This window comes from Faecalibacterium prausnitzii, assembly GCF_003287405.1.
Classification (GTDB): Bacteria; Bacillota; Clostridia; order Oscillospirales; family Ruminococcaceae; genus Faecalibacterium; species Faecalibacterium intestinale.
Genome location: NZ_PRLD01000005.1, coordinates 41,697 through 54,333, shown reverse-complemented (window position 1 = coordinate 54,333; position 12,637 = coordinate 41,697). Strand labels below are relative to the sequence as shown.

At 58.2% G+C, this 12,637-nt stretch carries 14 protein-coding genes; 9 read left to right on the top strand and 5 right to left on the bottom strand.

The genetic code is table 11. The features are described 5' to 3' along the window. Nucleotides 1–213: 213 nt before the first annotated feature. Both C4N24_RS06435 and C4N24_RS06430 read right to left on the bottom strand, forming a co-directional pair. Nucleotides 214–972, bottom strand: a complete 759-nt coding sequence (locus C4N24_RS06435) for a nuclease-related domain-containing protein (protein WP_112090760.1) — start codon at nt 970–972, stop codon at nt 214–216. A gap of 10 nt (nt 973–982) precedes the next feature. Continuing rightward, nucleotides 983–1,414: an RrF2 family transcriptional regulator gene (locus tag C4N24_RS06430; protein ID WP_005922796.1), complete on the bottom strand. Its 432-nt coding sequence runs from the start codon at nt 1,412–1,414 to the stop codon at nt 983–985. 236 nt (nt 1,415–1,650) lie between these two features. Between C4N24_RS06430 and cysK the strand changes: the two genes are divergently transcribed. Together cysK and C4N24_RS06420 are read left to right on the top strand one after the other, a co-directional pair. After that, nucleotides 1,651–2,583 carry a cysteine synthase A gene (gene cysK / locus C4N24_RS06425; RefSeq protein WP_112090759.1) on the top strand — a complete coding sequence of 311 codons (933 nt, stop codon included), beginning with the start codon at nt 1,651–1,653 and terminating at the stop codon, nt 2,581–2,583. Nucleotides 2,584–2,915: 332 nt separating this feature from the next. Beyond that, complete coding sequence (locus tag C4N24_RS06420; protein ID WP_112090758.1) at nt 2,916–3,866, top strand: tRNA dihydrouridine synthase; 951 nt, start codon at nt 2,916–2,918, stop codon at nt 3,864–3,866. Nucleotides 3,867–4,044: 178 nt separating this feature from the next. Here C4N24_RS06420 and C4N24_RS06415 read toward each other — a convergent pair whose 3' ends face one another. Continuing rightward, a complete protein-coding gene (locus C4N24_RS06415) occupies nt 4,045–4,290 on the bottom strand; it encodes an IreB family regulatory phosphoprotein (protein ID WP_005921243.1) in 246 nt (81 codons plus the stop codon). Nucleotides 4,291–4,454: 164 nt separating this feature from the next. Between C4N24_RS06415 and C4N24_RS06410 the strand changes: the two genes are divergently transcribed. From C4N24_RS06410 to C4N24_RS06395, 5 genes are all read left to right on the top strand, one after another. Beyond that, a complete protein-coding gene (locus C4N24_RS06410; protein ID WP_112090757.1) occupies nt 4,455–4,862 on the top strand; it encodes a holo-ACP synthase in 408 nt (135 codons plus the stop codon). Between the two features lie 140 nt (nt 4,863–5,002). Next, nucleotides 5,003–5,353, top strand: coding sequence for a type II toxin-antitoxin system PemK/MazF family toxin (locus C4N24_RS06405; RefSeq protein ID WP_005921241.1), 351 nt, complete (start codon nt 5,003–5,005; stop codon nt 5,351–5,353). 196 nt (nt 5,354–5,549) lie between these two features. Beyond that, nucleotides 5,550–5,948 carry a LytR/AlgR family response regulator transcription factor gene (locus C4N24_RS15635; RefSeq protein ID WP_242983201.1) on the top strand — a complete coding sequence of 133 codons (399 nt, stop codon included), beginning with the start codon at nt 5,550–5,552 and terminating at the stop codon, nt 5,946–5,948. Beyond that, nucleotides 5,912–6,283: a LytR/AlgR family response regulator transcription factor gene (locus tag C4N24_RS15630; RefSeq protein ID WP_242983200.1), complete on the top strand. Its 372-nt coding sequence runs from the start codon at nt 5,912–5,914 to the stop codon at nt 6,281–6,283. Before C4N24_RS15635 ends, C4N24_RS15630 begins: the two co-directional genes overlap by 37 nt. Then, nucleotides 6,280–7,560, top strand: a complete 1,281-nt coding sequence (locus tag C4N24_RS06395) for a sensor histidine kinase (RefSeq protein ID WP_242983199.1) — start codon at nt 6,280–6,282, stop codon at nt 7,558–7,560. The genes C4N24_RS15630 and C4N24_RS06395 overlap by 4 nt, the downstream gene beginning before the upstream one ends. Nucleotides 7,561–7,619: 59 nt before the next feature. Here C4N24_RS06395 and C4N24_RS06390 read toward each other — a convergent pair whose 3' ends face one another. After that, nucleotides 7,620–8,936: an NAD(P)-dependent oxidoreductase gene (locus C4N24_RS06390; RefSeq protein WP_112090756.1), complete on the bottom strand. Its 1,317-nt coding sequence runs from the start codon at nt 8,934–8,936 to the stop codon at nt 7,620–7,622. A 140-nt stretch (nt 8,937–9,076) separates the two neighbouring features. Then, a complete protein-coding gene (locus tag C4N24_RS06385; protein ID WP_112090755.1) occupies nt 9,077–10,279 on the bottom strand; it encodes a nucleotidyltransferase family protein in 1,203 nt (400 codons plus the stop codon). A 243-nt stretch (nt 10,280–10,522) separates the two neighbouring features. Between C4N24_RS06385 and C4N24_RS06380 the strand changes: the two genes are divergently transcribed. Both C4N24_RS06380 and C4N24_RS06375 read left to right on the top strand, forming a co-directional pair. Beyond that, nucleotides 10,523–11,722 carry an acetate/propionate family kinase gene (locus C4N24_RS06380; RefSeq protein WP_112090754.1) on the top strand — a complete coding sequence of 400 codons (1,200 nt, stop codon included), beginning with the start codon at nt 10,523–10,525 and terminating at the stop codon, nt 11,720–11,722. A 586-nt stretch (nt 11,723–12,308) separates the two neighbouring features. Further along, nucleotides 12,309–12,596, top strand: a complete 288-nt coding sequence (locus C4N24_RS06375; protein WP_112090753.1) for a zinc-ribbon domain containing protein — start codon at nt 12,309–12,311, stop codon at nt 12,594–12,596. The last annotated feature ends 41 nt before the right edge of the window (nt 12,597–12,637 follow it).

Below are 12,637 nucleotides of genomic sequence, written 5' to 3'. Positions count from 1 at the left end.
TATACTTCGTGTCAGAACTCCCCTTTCTGGTCTTATGGTCTTATAACGAACAGACAACGGGCTTTTTGCCCGGAATTTTCTGTCTCACACAAAGTAAAAGTATACCGCGGACTGCCCGTCCCATCAACCGTAAATCTTGCCAAGAAGTTCTGCACCTTTTGCGCAGAACTGTACAAAAAAACGCACCGGGCCAAGGCCGGTGCGCAGAATCAATTATTCCTGATAGGTAAAATGACAGCGTGGGTAATTCGAGCATCCCCAGAAGGTTTGCCCTGCGTGATTTCCTCGTTGAGCTACCCTCATAACAAGCTGTCCGCCGCATCGCGGACAAGTCCAAGTTCCATCCGCTTGAACGACTGGATATTGCTTTGCCTGAACGTCTCTTATATGGGCGTCTTTTTGCCAGCCGCTTGCTTCTGTGAAATTCACAAGTATTGCATAAAGTGCATTCATTTTCTCATCTGATAGCTGAGTGCCTGTACACCGAGCATTATACTCAATATCCCTTCGGAGATATAGGGCATAGGTCACATGATGCTTTCCGCTTGTGAGCTGAATGTTCTTTAGTTCACAATTGTTTCCAAATACTACATAGGAATAGTATGGGACAGTATCATCCTTCAGCAGTTCCATCAATGCGCAAATATGCGTCTCATTCTGCCGGAGAGGGTTATAAAAGGAGTACTTTTGCGTTGTATGAAATTTTCCCCTCAGACATTGCGTCCAATGCTCTTGCTCTTCATTGCCGAAAATCCAGCCACTGTAATTTTTGGATTCGATTACATAAAGTCCGGACTCGTGCAGAAAGACCATGTCAATCTCAGTTGTTCCTTTTTGACCTACCGGGATATAACAATTCGGCAAAAGAGCTTTACGACCGTGGACTTTGTTCAGGGCATTATAAATAATGTTTTCTCCAGCGTCTCCCCGTTCCTCCGGGCTACGAAAATCCCATCGAAATTGCTCAAACACGATAATGTCCTCAAATCACATAATCGTTGCCGGCCTGATCCGGCAGGGCAAGGTCTGCCAGCGTGATCTTGCCAAAGTAGTCCGAGATCAGGTCGTTGAGCCCCTTCCACATCTCGTAGGTGCGGCAGTTGGCCATCCGGGCGCAGGCAGAAGCGCCGGGGGTCAGGCAGCTTACCGGGGCAAGACTGCCCTCGGTGAGCATCAGGATCTCGCTTACCGTGTACTGATCCGGGCTGCGGGTCAGCCGGTAGCCGCCGCCCTTACCGCGCAGCCCCTCCAGAAAGCCGTTCTGCACCAGCACCTTGAGGATGTTCTCCAGATACTTTTCCGAGATCTCCTGCCGGGCGGCTACTTCCTTTAAGGGAACATATTTTTCAGACTGATGCTCCGCGAGGTCGATCATCACCCGCAGCGCATAACGTCCTTTGGTCGAAACGATCATAATCCGTACTTCCTTCCGGTCAAATTTTAATATAACCCATTATACAACAGGGTAAATCACTTTTCAATCCCACTTTTTTCAAAATAACCCTTGACAAGCAGGGAAAACAGGGCTATAATGCCATCAAACCCACAAAGAATGTTGGTTTAAAGGTTTAGAGGGAATCACAGCCGGGCACACCGGCGCAAAACAGGGTCATATACCCCGTAACGATACCAGAAAGAGGGACAAGTATTATGAGCAAAATCTATACCGCCGCAGATCAGTTGATCGGTCACACCCCGCTGCTGGAGCTCAGCCATATCGAGAAGGAAGAGCAGCTGCCCGCCCACGTTATTGCCAAGCTGGAGTACTTCAACCCCGCTGGTTCTGTGAAAGACCGCATTGCGAAAAAGATGATCGACGACGCCGAGACCAAGGGTCTGCTGAAGGAAGGCTCCGTCATCATTGAGCCCACCTCCGGCAACACCGGCATCGGTCTGGCTGCTGTGGCAGCTGCCAAGGGCTACCGCATCATCATCGTGATGCCCGAGACCATGAGCGTGGAGCGCCGCCAGCTGATGAAGGCTTACGGTGCCGAGCTGGTGCTGAGCGAGGGTGCCAAGGGCATGAAGGGTGCCATTGCCAAGGCCGATGAGCTGGCAAAGGAGATCCCCAATTCCTTCATCCCCGGCCAGTTCGTGAACCCCGCTAACCCGCAGGCACACATCGAGACCACCGGCCCCGAGATCTGGGAAGATACCGACGGCAAGGTCGATATCTTTGTGGCAGGCGTTGGCACCGGCGGCACCGTGACCGGCGTTGGCAAGTACCTCAAGAGCAAGAACCCCGCCGTCAAGGTAGTGGCTGTGGAGCCCGCCTCCTCCCCTGTGCTGAGCAAGGGCACTGCCGGTGCACATAAAATTCAGGGCATCGGCGCAGGCTTTGTGCCGGACGTGCTGGATACCACCGTCTATGACGAGATCATCACCGTTGAGAACGACGATGCCTTCGCCACCGGCCGTCTGATTGGCCACAAGGAAGGCGTGCTGGTAGGCATCTCCTCCGGTGCTGCCGTCTGGGCCGCCATCCAGCTGGCAAAGCGCCCTGAGAACGCAGGCAAGAACATCGTTGTCCTGCTGCCCGATACCGGCGACCGTTACCTGTCCACCCCGCTGTTTGCTGAATAATCTCCAAAAACTCTCCTCTCCCGCTCTGCACCCCGCAGGGCGGGAGTTTTTGTTTGGGAACAGGACGATTTGAATGCGCGTCGGGTAGCGGGCTCGCCCTCTCAGGCGCTTACGCGCCAGCTCTCCCAAAGGGAGAGCCCTTGGCATGGCGGAAAAGTTTCCGGTTAAAGTGCAGAGTTTGCGGTTACGCCAGAGCCTCTCCCTTTGGGAGAGGTGGCACGGCGCAAGCCGTGACGGAGAGGGCGAGGACGCTTACGGGGTACTTTCTCCCCTTTCCCCTCACCCGATTTTATGCTACAATACCGGTAACAAAAACGTTTGGAGAAACGCCCATGCTTTATTATGCTGCCCCCATGGAGGGGTTTACAGACCGGGTCTGGCGGCAGACCCATCAGAAATGGTTCGGCGCACAAGGCGCTGCCGACCGCTATTATGCGCCGTTTATCTCCCCGCCGGAGAACCGGGTGCTCATTAAAAAGAAGATGGCAGAGCTTGCCCCGGCGGCAAACCCCGGTGCACCGGTCATCCCGCAATTGCTGGCGAAGGACGGCGAGCTGGCTGCTTGGATGATCGGGCAGCTGCGGGCGCTGGGCTATACTGAGGTGAACCTGAATCTGGGCTGTCCCGCCGGGACGGTGACCGCCAAGGGCAAGGGCTCCGGGATGCTGCGGGACCCGGCCAAGGTAGACGCCTTTCTGGACGGGGTATTCTCCCGCGCCGAGGGGCCTGTCTCGGTCAAGACCCGGCTGGGTGTGGAGAAGCCGGAAGAGTTTGCCGCCATTCTGGAAATTTATAATCGCTACCCCATCTCGGAGCTGACCATCCATCCCCGGGTGATGCGGCAGCAGTACCGCGGACAGGCCGACCGCGCCGCCTTTGCGGCTGCGCTGCCCCGGTGCACCATGCCGGTGTGCTACAACGGCGATGTGACCACCGCCGCCCAGCTCCACGCGCTGGAAGAAGAGTTTCCCGCCCTGTCCGGCATCATGGTGGGGCGCGGGCTGATCGCAGACCCGGCGCTTTTCCGCAGGGCGCGGGGCGGTGCGCCCGCCGCCAAAGAGGAGCTGCGGGGCTACCTGACCGACCTGTACCACGGCTACACTGAACTGTTCGGCAGCGCGGGCTGCGCCATCAGCCGGATGAAGGGGCACTGGTTCTACCTCATCCACTGCTTTGCCGGGGCAGAAAAGCTGGAAAAACAGCTGAAAAAGCTGCGGGAGCCGTGGGAGTACGAGGTGGTGGTGAACCAGATCTTCACCCTGCCGCTGGTGGAAAACAATTAAAATGTGCTCCGCTTTGCTCTGCACATATTCAGCGGAAATCATATTTATAATTTCGTGTTTGTCGCACTCTGAGGAGTGCTCCAAACACATTTTCACGGGTGGGGTCGCAGAGGAAAACTGCATCTGCAATAAAAAAGCCCGCCGTCTTATGCAGACAGCGGGGCTGAAAAGGACCGTATTACACGTTGAGGTAGCTGCGCAGCATAGCCTGCAGCAGGTCGTCACGATCCACCTTGCGGATCATAGCACGGGCATTCTTATAGGTCGTAATGTAGGTAGGGTCTTCGGACAAAATGTAGCCCACCAGCTGATTGACCGGGTTATAGCCTTTTTCCTTCAAAGCATCGTACACCTGCTGTACGATCTCGTGGATCTCATAGTCCTTTTTATCGTGGATGGAGAAAATCGCGGTTGCGTCTCCCACGCAATACACCCCCTTCGGTTGAAACTAGTCTCATTGTACACGAAATGCGCCGAAACTTCAAGATAATTACGCCGGATTTGCACATCCTGTACAAAATTTCCAGCAATGTTCCGGCAAGATGAACGATGTCCGGGCGGCATTCTGCCCGCGAAAGGAGCCTTTGTATGCTTTACGGCATCGGCTGCGACCTGTGCAGCCTTTCCCATCTGGAAAAAAGCCTTTCCTCTGCCCACGCAGCAGCCTTTGTGCGCCGGGTGTACGGCCCGGCTGAGCAGGCGGCGCTGGGGCTTTTGGAAGGCTCTGCTGCGCCGCTGAACGCCCACCGCCTTGCCAGCGCCGCCGCAGATTTTGCCGCCAAGGAAGCCTTTCTCAAGGCGGCAGGCACCGGCCTGCGGGAGCCTTTTTCTCTGCGGGAGATCGAGACCGTCCGGCAGGAAAACGGTGCCCCGGCCTACCGCTTCAGCGGGCAGACCGCCGCATGGGTGGCGCAGCACCGGCTGCGCGCCCGGCTTTCCTTAAGCCACGAGGGCGGCATGGCGCTGGCCTTCTGCACGCTGGAAGAGGAAAGCTGACCGCCCTTTGTGCATACAATGGAATATCGCCCCCGCACTGCATAAGCCGCACCCGGTCTGCGCATACTGAGAGCAGACAGGATGCGCCGGACGCATCACATAGCGGGGCACATCCTCCAGACAAACAGGAGGGAGATTCCATGGAGGTACACAGAGGAGAAGTTTTCTACGCCGATCTTTCGCCGGTGGTGGGCTCGGAGCAGGGCGGTGTGCGCCCGGTGCTGATCGTACAGAACGAGATCGGCAACCGGCACAGCCCCACTGTGATCGCGGCAGCCATTACATCCCGGCTGGACAAGACCCGCCTGCCCACCCACATCAACATCCGGGCGGCGGACACCGGCCTTGCCAAGGACAGCGTGGTGCTGCTGGAACAGATCCGCACGCTGGATAAGCACCGCCTGCGGGAGCGCGCCGGGCAGATCACCGCCGCCGACCAGAAGCGGGTGGATCAGGCGCTGGACGTAAGCCTTGGGCTGAGCTCGTACTAAAAAACAAGCGGAAAGATTATTTATAATTTCGGGACACCGGAGCGTCTGCGGACGCTCCGGTGTCCCATTTTCACGGGAAAGGATTTGTGAAACCCCACCTATAACAAAAGGTAAATTTGCGAAAAAGACGTGACGAAACGGCGCAGATGTGGTATCGTTAAAGGGTAGATTTTTGTTCAGAAAGGATTTCTTTGCTATGACCCGGATCGCTTTCTGTGATGACGATGCCGCCCTGCTGCATCAGATGCAGGATTTTCTGGAGCAGTACCGTGCCCTGCGGGGTGTGCAGCTGGAGCTGTTTTCCTATACAAAACCCATGGAGCTTCTGGCAGATATCGAAGCCGGGGTACGCTTTGACGTGCTGTTTTTGGATGTGCTTATGCCCGGCATCAACGGCATCAATGCCGCGCGGGAGATCCGCCAGTACGACACGGCGGTGCAGATCATCTTTGTGACCTCTTCTTCGGAATTTGCCGTACAGTCCTATGTGGTAGGCGCATACTACTACCAGCTCAAGCCCATCTGGAAGGACAGCTTTTCCGCCTTACTGATGCCGTTTTGGCCGAGTGCCGCAAGCGCACCCAGCACAGCCTGATCCTGCGCTGCAAAAGCGGCGTGACCCGCATTACACTGGACAGTCTGGAATACTGCGAGGTGCAGGGGCGCACGCTGGTATTCCATCTGCTGGACGGCACCGTCATCGAGAGCAGCGGCAGCATGGACGAGCTGGCACGGCAGCTGGCAGATTACCCGGGCTTTCTGCGCCCGCACCGCTCCTATCTGGTAAACATGGAGTACATCCAGAACATCACCGCTAAGAGCATCACCATGGAAAGCCTTGCCGAGGTGCCGCTGCCCCACGGGCGCTTTACCGCCGTGCGGGATCAGTATCTGGAATACGCCTTTGCGGGAAAGAAGGTCGTCCTGTGACCGCCCCGGGCATTCTGCCGGAAGTGCTGGACGGTGCAGCAGTAGGCATTTTCGGTATCCTGCTCAGTGCGGCGTTCTGCCCCATCCGCTGGACGGGCAAAAAGCGCTGGGCGCTGGCGGGCTGCACCGCCGGGCTGCTGGCACTGCAGGGCATCTTCTACTTTGGCACCAGTCCCACGGCTGCCCAGTACCTTTACCCCCTCATCACCCACCTGCCGCTGTATGTCGTGCTGGTGCTGTTCAGCGGACAGAAGGTCTGGCCGCTGGTGGCGGTGCTCACGGCCTACCTGTGCTGTCAGGTGCGGCGCTGGGCGGCGCTGGCCGTGGCGCTGTTCTTCCCGCAGCATCCGCTGGTGCAGCCGGTGGCTGAGCTGCTGTTCACCCTGCCGTTGCTGTTGCTGTTCATCCGGTTCCTTGCCCCCTCCATGCGGCAGCTTTCCCGCTACCCGGCTTCCGTGCAGTGCCAGTTTGGCATCGTGCCGCTGGTGGGTTATCTCTTTGATTACATCACCCGTGTCTACACCAGCCTTTTGTCCGGTGCAAACCCGGCGGCGGTGGAGTTCATGTTCTTTGTGTGCTGCGCAGCCTTTTTGTGCTCTATTTTGCGCGCCTCCCGGGTGGAGCGGCAGCGCATCCAGATGGAGCAGCTGCAGACCAGCCTGAACTTGCAGGTCACGCAGGCCATGCGCGAGATCGAAGCACTGCGCCTTTCCCAGCAGCGCGCCAGCACCTACCGCCACGACCTGCGCCACCATATGCAGTTTCTGGCAGGCTGCATCGAGAATGGCCGCACCGAGCAGGCGCTGGGCTACATCCGCAGCGTGTGCAGCGAGATCGAGGCCGGCAAGGTGACCGTCTACTGCGAGAACGAAGCGGCGAATCTCATCTTTTCTGCCTTTGCAGACCGCGCCGCCAAGGCCGGGGTACAGTTCACGGTGCAGGCAGGCATCTCGCAAAAGCCGGCCGTCTCGGAGAGCGATCTGTGCGTGCTGCTTTCCAACGCACTGGAAAACGCCCTGCACGCCGCCGTGCGCTGCCGCGAAGCCGGGCACGAAGCCTTTATCGAGACCTCCGGGCACGAAAAAGGCCACAAGCTGTTTTTGCAGATCACCAACAGCTGTCTGCCGGACGTGCAGCTCCGGGATGGCATCCCGGTCACCGACCAGCCCGGCCACGGGCTTGGGGTGCGCAGCATCTGCGCCATCTCAGAGCGGTACGGCGGCCTGACCAGCTTTGCCGCAAAGGACGGACAATTCACCCTGCGGGTAATGTTATAAGATAAAAGGGACTTGGAAACGCCTGCGGCGTTTCCAAGTCCCTTTTTTATAGGAAGATATTACAGCTGCTGCTTGCCCAGCACGTCAGAGGTAGGGGTCTGGAACACCGGGATGCCGGCATAGGGGTCGGCAGCAGTGTCGGCGGGCAGGCTCTTCATATACTCATCCATGGCGACAGCCACCTTCTTGGCAACGGCCACAGCCTCCACCACGGTGCGTGCGCCCATGACGGCGTCGCCGCCGGCAAACACGCCCTCGCGAGTGGTACGGCCGTCCTCGCTGACGCTCAGCAGACCCTTCTGGTTGGTCTCGATGCCGGTCGTGGTCTTGACGAGGTTGCTCTCAGAGCCCTGACTGACCGACACGATGACGCCGGTGTGGGGGTACAAAGTCTCGCTGCCCTCCACCTGCGTGAACTTGCCGTCCTCGCCCTTGACGGTGTCGCGGCAGATCAGACCGTTTTCCCGGATCTCCACCGGTGCCTTGCAGAAGCGGAAGCCCACGCCCTCCAGCTTGGCGTAGCTGACCTCGTACTCGGAAGCGCTGATGCAGCTTTCGTCCCGGCGGGCATAGCAGGTAACATGGCGGGCACCGTTGCGGATAGCAGTGCGGGCGCAGTCCATGGCGGAGTTGCCCACGCCAATGACAGCCACGTCATCGCCCAGACGGAAAGCCTTGGAGTTTGCCAGATAGTCGATGCCAAAGGCCACGTTGCCAAGGCTCTCGCCCTTGATGTGCATGGCGTTGGCCTTCCACAGACCGGCACCGATGAACACGCTCTTGTAGCCGTCGCGGAACAGGTCATCGATGGTGATGGTCTTGCCGATGGTGGTGTTGGGGCGCACCTTGATGCCCTTCAGCTCCAGATGACGGTACTGGAAATCGTCCAGCACGCTGTCCGGCAGGCGGTAGTTGGGGATGCCGTAGCGCATCACGCCGCCGATCTTATCCCGGGCGTCAAAGATAGTCACGTCATAGCCCCAGCGCGCCAGCAGCACGGCGATGGTCAGGCCTGCCGGGCCGGAGCCCACCACAGCGGCCTTCATGCCGTTTTTCGGGGCAGGGCCTGCGGTCATCTTGTTGGCGTAGGTGGTAGAGATATAGTCCTCGATGATGGAAAAGTGCACCGGGTCGTGGCTGGGCATCCGGTTGCGGATGCAGTGGCCCTCGCACTGCTTTTCGTGGTTGCACACCAGACTGCATACAGTGGTCAGGGGGTTGTTTTCAAACAGCATCCGTCCCGCAGCGTCCATCTGGTTTGCCTTGAGCAGACGGATGACCTCCGGGATATTGGTGTGGATGGGGCAGCCCTCCTGACACATCGGCTTTTTGCAGCCGAGGCAGCGGTTGGCTTCGTCCAGAACATGAAGTGCCATGGGTTCCTCCTTGTGTTTCCCCTGCGGGGACAGTCGTTTTTACAGGTTTGTTGTATCCAACATTGCATTGCTTTAATCATACACCCGAACCGCGCCGGATACAAGAGGGCACAATATAAAATTTTTCACGTTATTTTTTGTCAATTCGTCAAAAAGATAATTTTTTGACGATATATCCCGCCCATCGGCTCCGGTTTTGCCCGGCACAGCGCACCAAGGTCGCTGGCCCTGCTCTGAGCAGCAGCCATTTGGGCGCAGGGCTCGTTTTCCCGCGCAAGCCGCGCCAGCGAGTGGGACAGCGGCAGCGCCGTTTCTCCGAGCAGGGGCAGCGCTTCCTTGTGCGCGCCCAGCAGGTGCAGGTAGGGCGGCAGCGCCGGGGTCTGGGCGGTGTAGCCCAGCGCCGCATCCATCGCCAGCCGCCGCATCCGTGCCCGGGGGTAGCGCACGGTGGTCAGGGCATCCAGCAAAGCGGGCAGGCTTGCTGTCTCCCGCACGGCGTTTTCCAGCCGGTGCTCCAAGCCCTCGGATACCCCGCGCACCGCGGCAAAGGGGGCTTGCTCTGTGCAGGCAGCCCGCAGCAGTGCCAGCTCGCAGTGCCCCATGACTGCAAAATCTGTATACTTTCCGTCATATTCCGCTTGTATATACAATTTTAGTGCCTTTTCCGGCACATAAGGAGCCAGCGCCGCCGCGCCACCCTCCGCCCAGAGCGTCCGCAGAGCGCTGGCGCTGGCAAAGGCTGCGTGAGCGCTTTCGGTCAGCGCCTGCCCGTGGTCTGCGCCCTGCCGGGGCAGGGCGATGGGCTGCATTTCTACATTTTGTTCTATGATGGCTTTACAATACTCTACGGCAAGATTATTGTTGGGCTTGTCCAGCAAGGCGGCAATGTCCGACCCCGGGCACAGCGTCTGCACCGCCGCCTGCCGGGCAGCGGCAAAGCTGCGTGCCCCGGCGGCAAGCTGCTGCCTGAGCGCGGTGCGGTATTCTTCGCTGCACAGCACCCGGGCGGCTTTTTGCAGCAGAGCGGTGTCCGGGGTCTCTGCCCCAAAGATCAGTGCGTCGCACCCGGCAGCGGCCAGAATGCGCACGCCCGCCCGGGCAAAGGCCTCGGCACCGGCGCAGGCGCAGGGCGCGGGCAGGGCAAACACAAGGTCTGCCCCGCAGGCCAGCGCCGCCTGCACCCGCACCGTCTCCGGCAAAAGCGGCAGCGCACCCCGCTGGGTAAGCCCGCAGCTCATGGCAACAGCCACCCGCTGCGCCCCCAGTGCCCGCGCCTGCGCCAGCTGCCATGCGTGGCCGTTGTGGAAGGGGTCGTACTCCGCAATGATGCCTGCAAACTTCATGGAACTGCTCCTTTTCGCCAAAAGATTGTTAAATTTATATCGGATATACAGAAAACTCCTGCCGTCTCCGGGATTTGTGGGCAGGATGTACAAAAACCTTGTACACAAGTTTTACCGCTTTGCCCGGGTTGCGCCTTGAAAAGCCGCCATCCCTATTATATAATAAACATAGGAATCTGTAAAATTCTGTCCGCAGGTTTTTCAGGCTGCGGACGGTACAAAAATTTTCAGGAGGCAACACAGATGAAAGTTCTGGTTATTAACTGCGGTTCTTCTTCCCTGAAGTATCAGCTGATCGATATGGACGGCGAGAAGGTGCTGTGCAAAGGCCTGTGCGAGCGCATTGGCATGGAGAGCAGCATGATCACTCACGAGGCCAACGGCACCAAGGCTACCACCCCGGCGATTTTCCCCACCCACACCGAGGCTTTTGCCGAGGTCGTGAAGAAGATGACCACCGGCGCAGGCAAGTGCATCAATGACGTGAGCGAGATCGACGCCATCGGTCACCGCGTCGTGCACGGCGGCGAGAAGTTCAAGAGCAGCTGCCTGATCACCGATGAGGTCATCAACACCCTGCGCGAGCTGAGCCCGCTGGCTCCCCTGCACAACCCCGCCGGTATTCTGGGTATCGAAGCCGCCCGCAAGGTGTTCGGCAACATTCCCATGGTAGCCGTGTTCGACACCGCTTTCCACAGCACCATGCCGCCGAAGGCTTATATGTACGCCATCCCCTACGAGTACTACGAGAAGTACGGCGTGCGCCGCTATGGCTTCCACGGCACCAGCCACAAGTACGTTGCCCACAAGGCAGCCGAGTATCTGGAGGAGCCCATTGAGCGCCTGAAGCTGATCACCTGCCATCTGGGCAACGGTTCTTCCATTGCCGCAGTCGATCAGGGCAAGGTGGTGGATACCTCCATGGGCATGACCCCGCTGGCCGGCCTGATGATGGGCACCCGCTGCGGCGATCTGGACCCCTCTGTGGTCAACTACCTGAAGTACACCCTGAACATCACCGGCCACGAGCTGGACGAGATCCTGAACAAGAAGTCCGGCCTGCTGGGCATCTCCGGTGTTTCCAGCGACAAGCGTGACGTGGAAGAGGCTGCCGAGGCCGGCAACAAGCGCGCACAGCTGGCTTCCGATATGCTGAACTATCAGATCAAAAAGACCATCGGCAGCTACATTGCAGCCATGGGCGGCGTGGATGCCATCGTCTTTACCGGCGGCATCGGCGAGCACGATGCCATTGCCCGCGCAAAAATCTGCCACCACATGGATTGGCTGGGCATCCGCATCGACACCGAGAAGAACAAGCACCCCATTGGCGATGTGTGCGAGATCACCGCTTGGGGCGCAAAGGTGCGCACGCTGGTCATTGCTACCGACGAGGAGCTGATGATTGCCCGCGACACCAAGGAAGTCATCGAAGAGAAGTAAGCTTTTCCCAAAGGGCTTTGCAGGGGCTGCTGCACAGAATGTGCGGCAGCCCCTTTTTGATATTTCAGAAAATCGGCAGTTTCTTTATTGTAGCTGTTTTTACTTTAGCATCCTCGCCCTCTCAGTCAATGCCTATCGGCATTGCCAGCTCTCCCAAAGGGAGAGCCTTTGGCAGTCCACGCAAACTTCATCTCATTGCCAAGGCCTCTCCCTTTGAGGAAAGACTTCCCCCGGCCGGGGGAAGATGTCGCGCAGCGACAAAAGGGGGAGTGTGGCACGGCGTAAGCCGTGACGGAGAGGGCGAGGGCGCTGACCTTGTGCAGTATACCGCTTTTCTATCTTCCGGCGGTGATTTTACCCAAATATATGCTGTCGGTTTGTGCCATGTGTACAAATAAAAGGGCGAACGGTTGTTTTTTGGTTGACAAATCTCAAAAATAACGGTACAATAGGAAAGTCCTCAATCCGAGGGCGTTTATCTATTCAAGCCCCTGGTAAGCTTACTGATCAGCGCGATGGTCCCAAAACCAAAGGTATGGTTACAATCCTTCCGTGGGCAAGAACTAACTAAAGAGGAGATACTACTATGTTTGAAGACAAGACTCTGGTCTGCAAGGACTGCGGTAAGGAATTTGTTTGGACTGCCGGCGAGCAGGAGTTCTACGCTTCTCGCGGCTTCGAGAACCAGCCCCAGCGCTGCAAGCCCTGCCGTGACGCCCGCAAGAACGGCGGCGCACGCAGCAACAGCGGCGAGCGTCAGATGTTCGACGCTGTCTGCGCAGCTTGCGGCAAGACCTGCAAGGTTCCCTTCCAGCCCCGTGAGGACCGTCCGGTCTACTGCTCTGACTGCTTCGCTCGCATGAAGCAGAACTAAGCGCTGATTTTCATTTAAATCGGTAACAAATCCCCCCGCTG

Coding starts and splice junctions, on each gene's coding strand:
- C4N24_RS06410 (WP_112090757.1), top strand. CDS start 4,455: ATGCTTTACGGCATCGGCTGCGACCTGTGCAGCCTTTCCCATCTGGAA.
- cysK (WP_112090759.1), top strand. CDS start 1,651: ATGAGCAAAATCTATACCGCCGCAGATCAGTTGATCGGTCACACCCCG.
- C4N24_RS06380 (WP_112090754.1), top strand. CDS start 10,523: ATGAAAGTTCTGGTTATTAACTGCGGTTCTTCTTCCCTGAAGTATCAG.
- C4N24_RS15635 (WP_242983201.1), top strand. CDS start 5,550: ATGACCCGGATCGCTTTCTGTGATGACGATGCCGCCCTGCTGCATCAG.
- C4N24_RS06385 (WP_112090755.1), bottom strand. CDS start 10,279: ATGAAGTTTGCAGGCATCATTGCGGAGTACGACCCCTTCCACAACGGC.
- C4N24_RS06405 (WP_005921241.1), top strand. CDS start 5,003: ATGGAGGTACACAGAGGAGAAGTTTTCTACGCCGATCTTTCGCCGGTG.
- C4N24_RS06375 (WP_112090753.1), top strand. CDS start 12,309: ATGTTTGAAGACAAGACTCTGGTCTGCAAGGACTGCGGTAAGGAATTT.
- C4N24_RS06420 (WP_112090758.1), top strand. CDS start 2,916: ATGCTTTATTATGCTGCCCCCATGGAGGGGTTTACAGACCGGGTCTGG.
- C4N24_RS06430 (WP_005922796.1), bottom strand. CDS start 1,414: ATGATCGTTTCGACCAAAGGACGTTATGCGCTGCGGGTGATGATCGAC.
- C4N24_RS06390 (WP_112090756.1), bottom strand. CDS start 8,936: ATGGCACTTCATGTTCTGGACGAAGCCAACCGCTGCCTCGGCTGCAAA.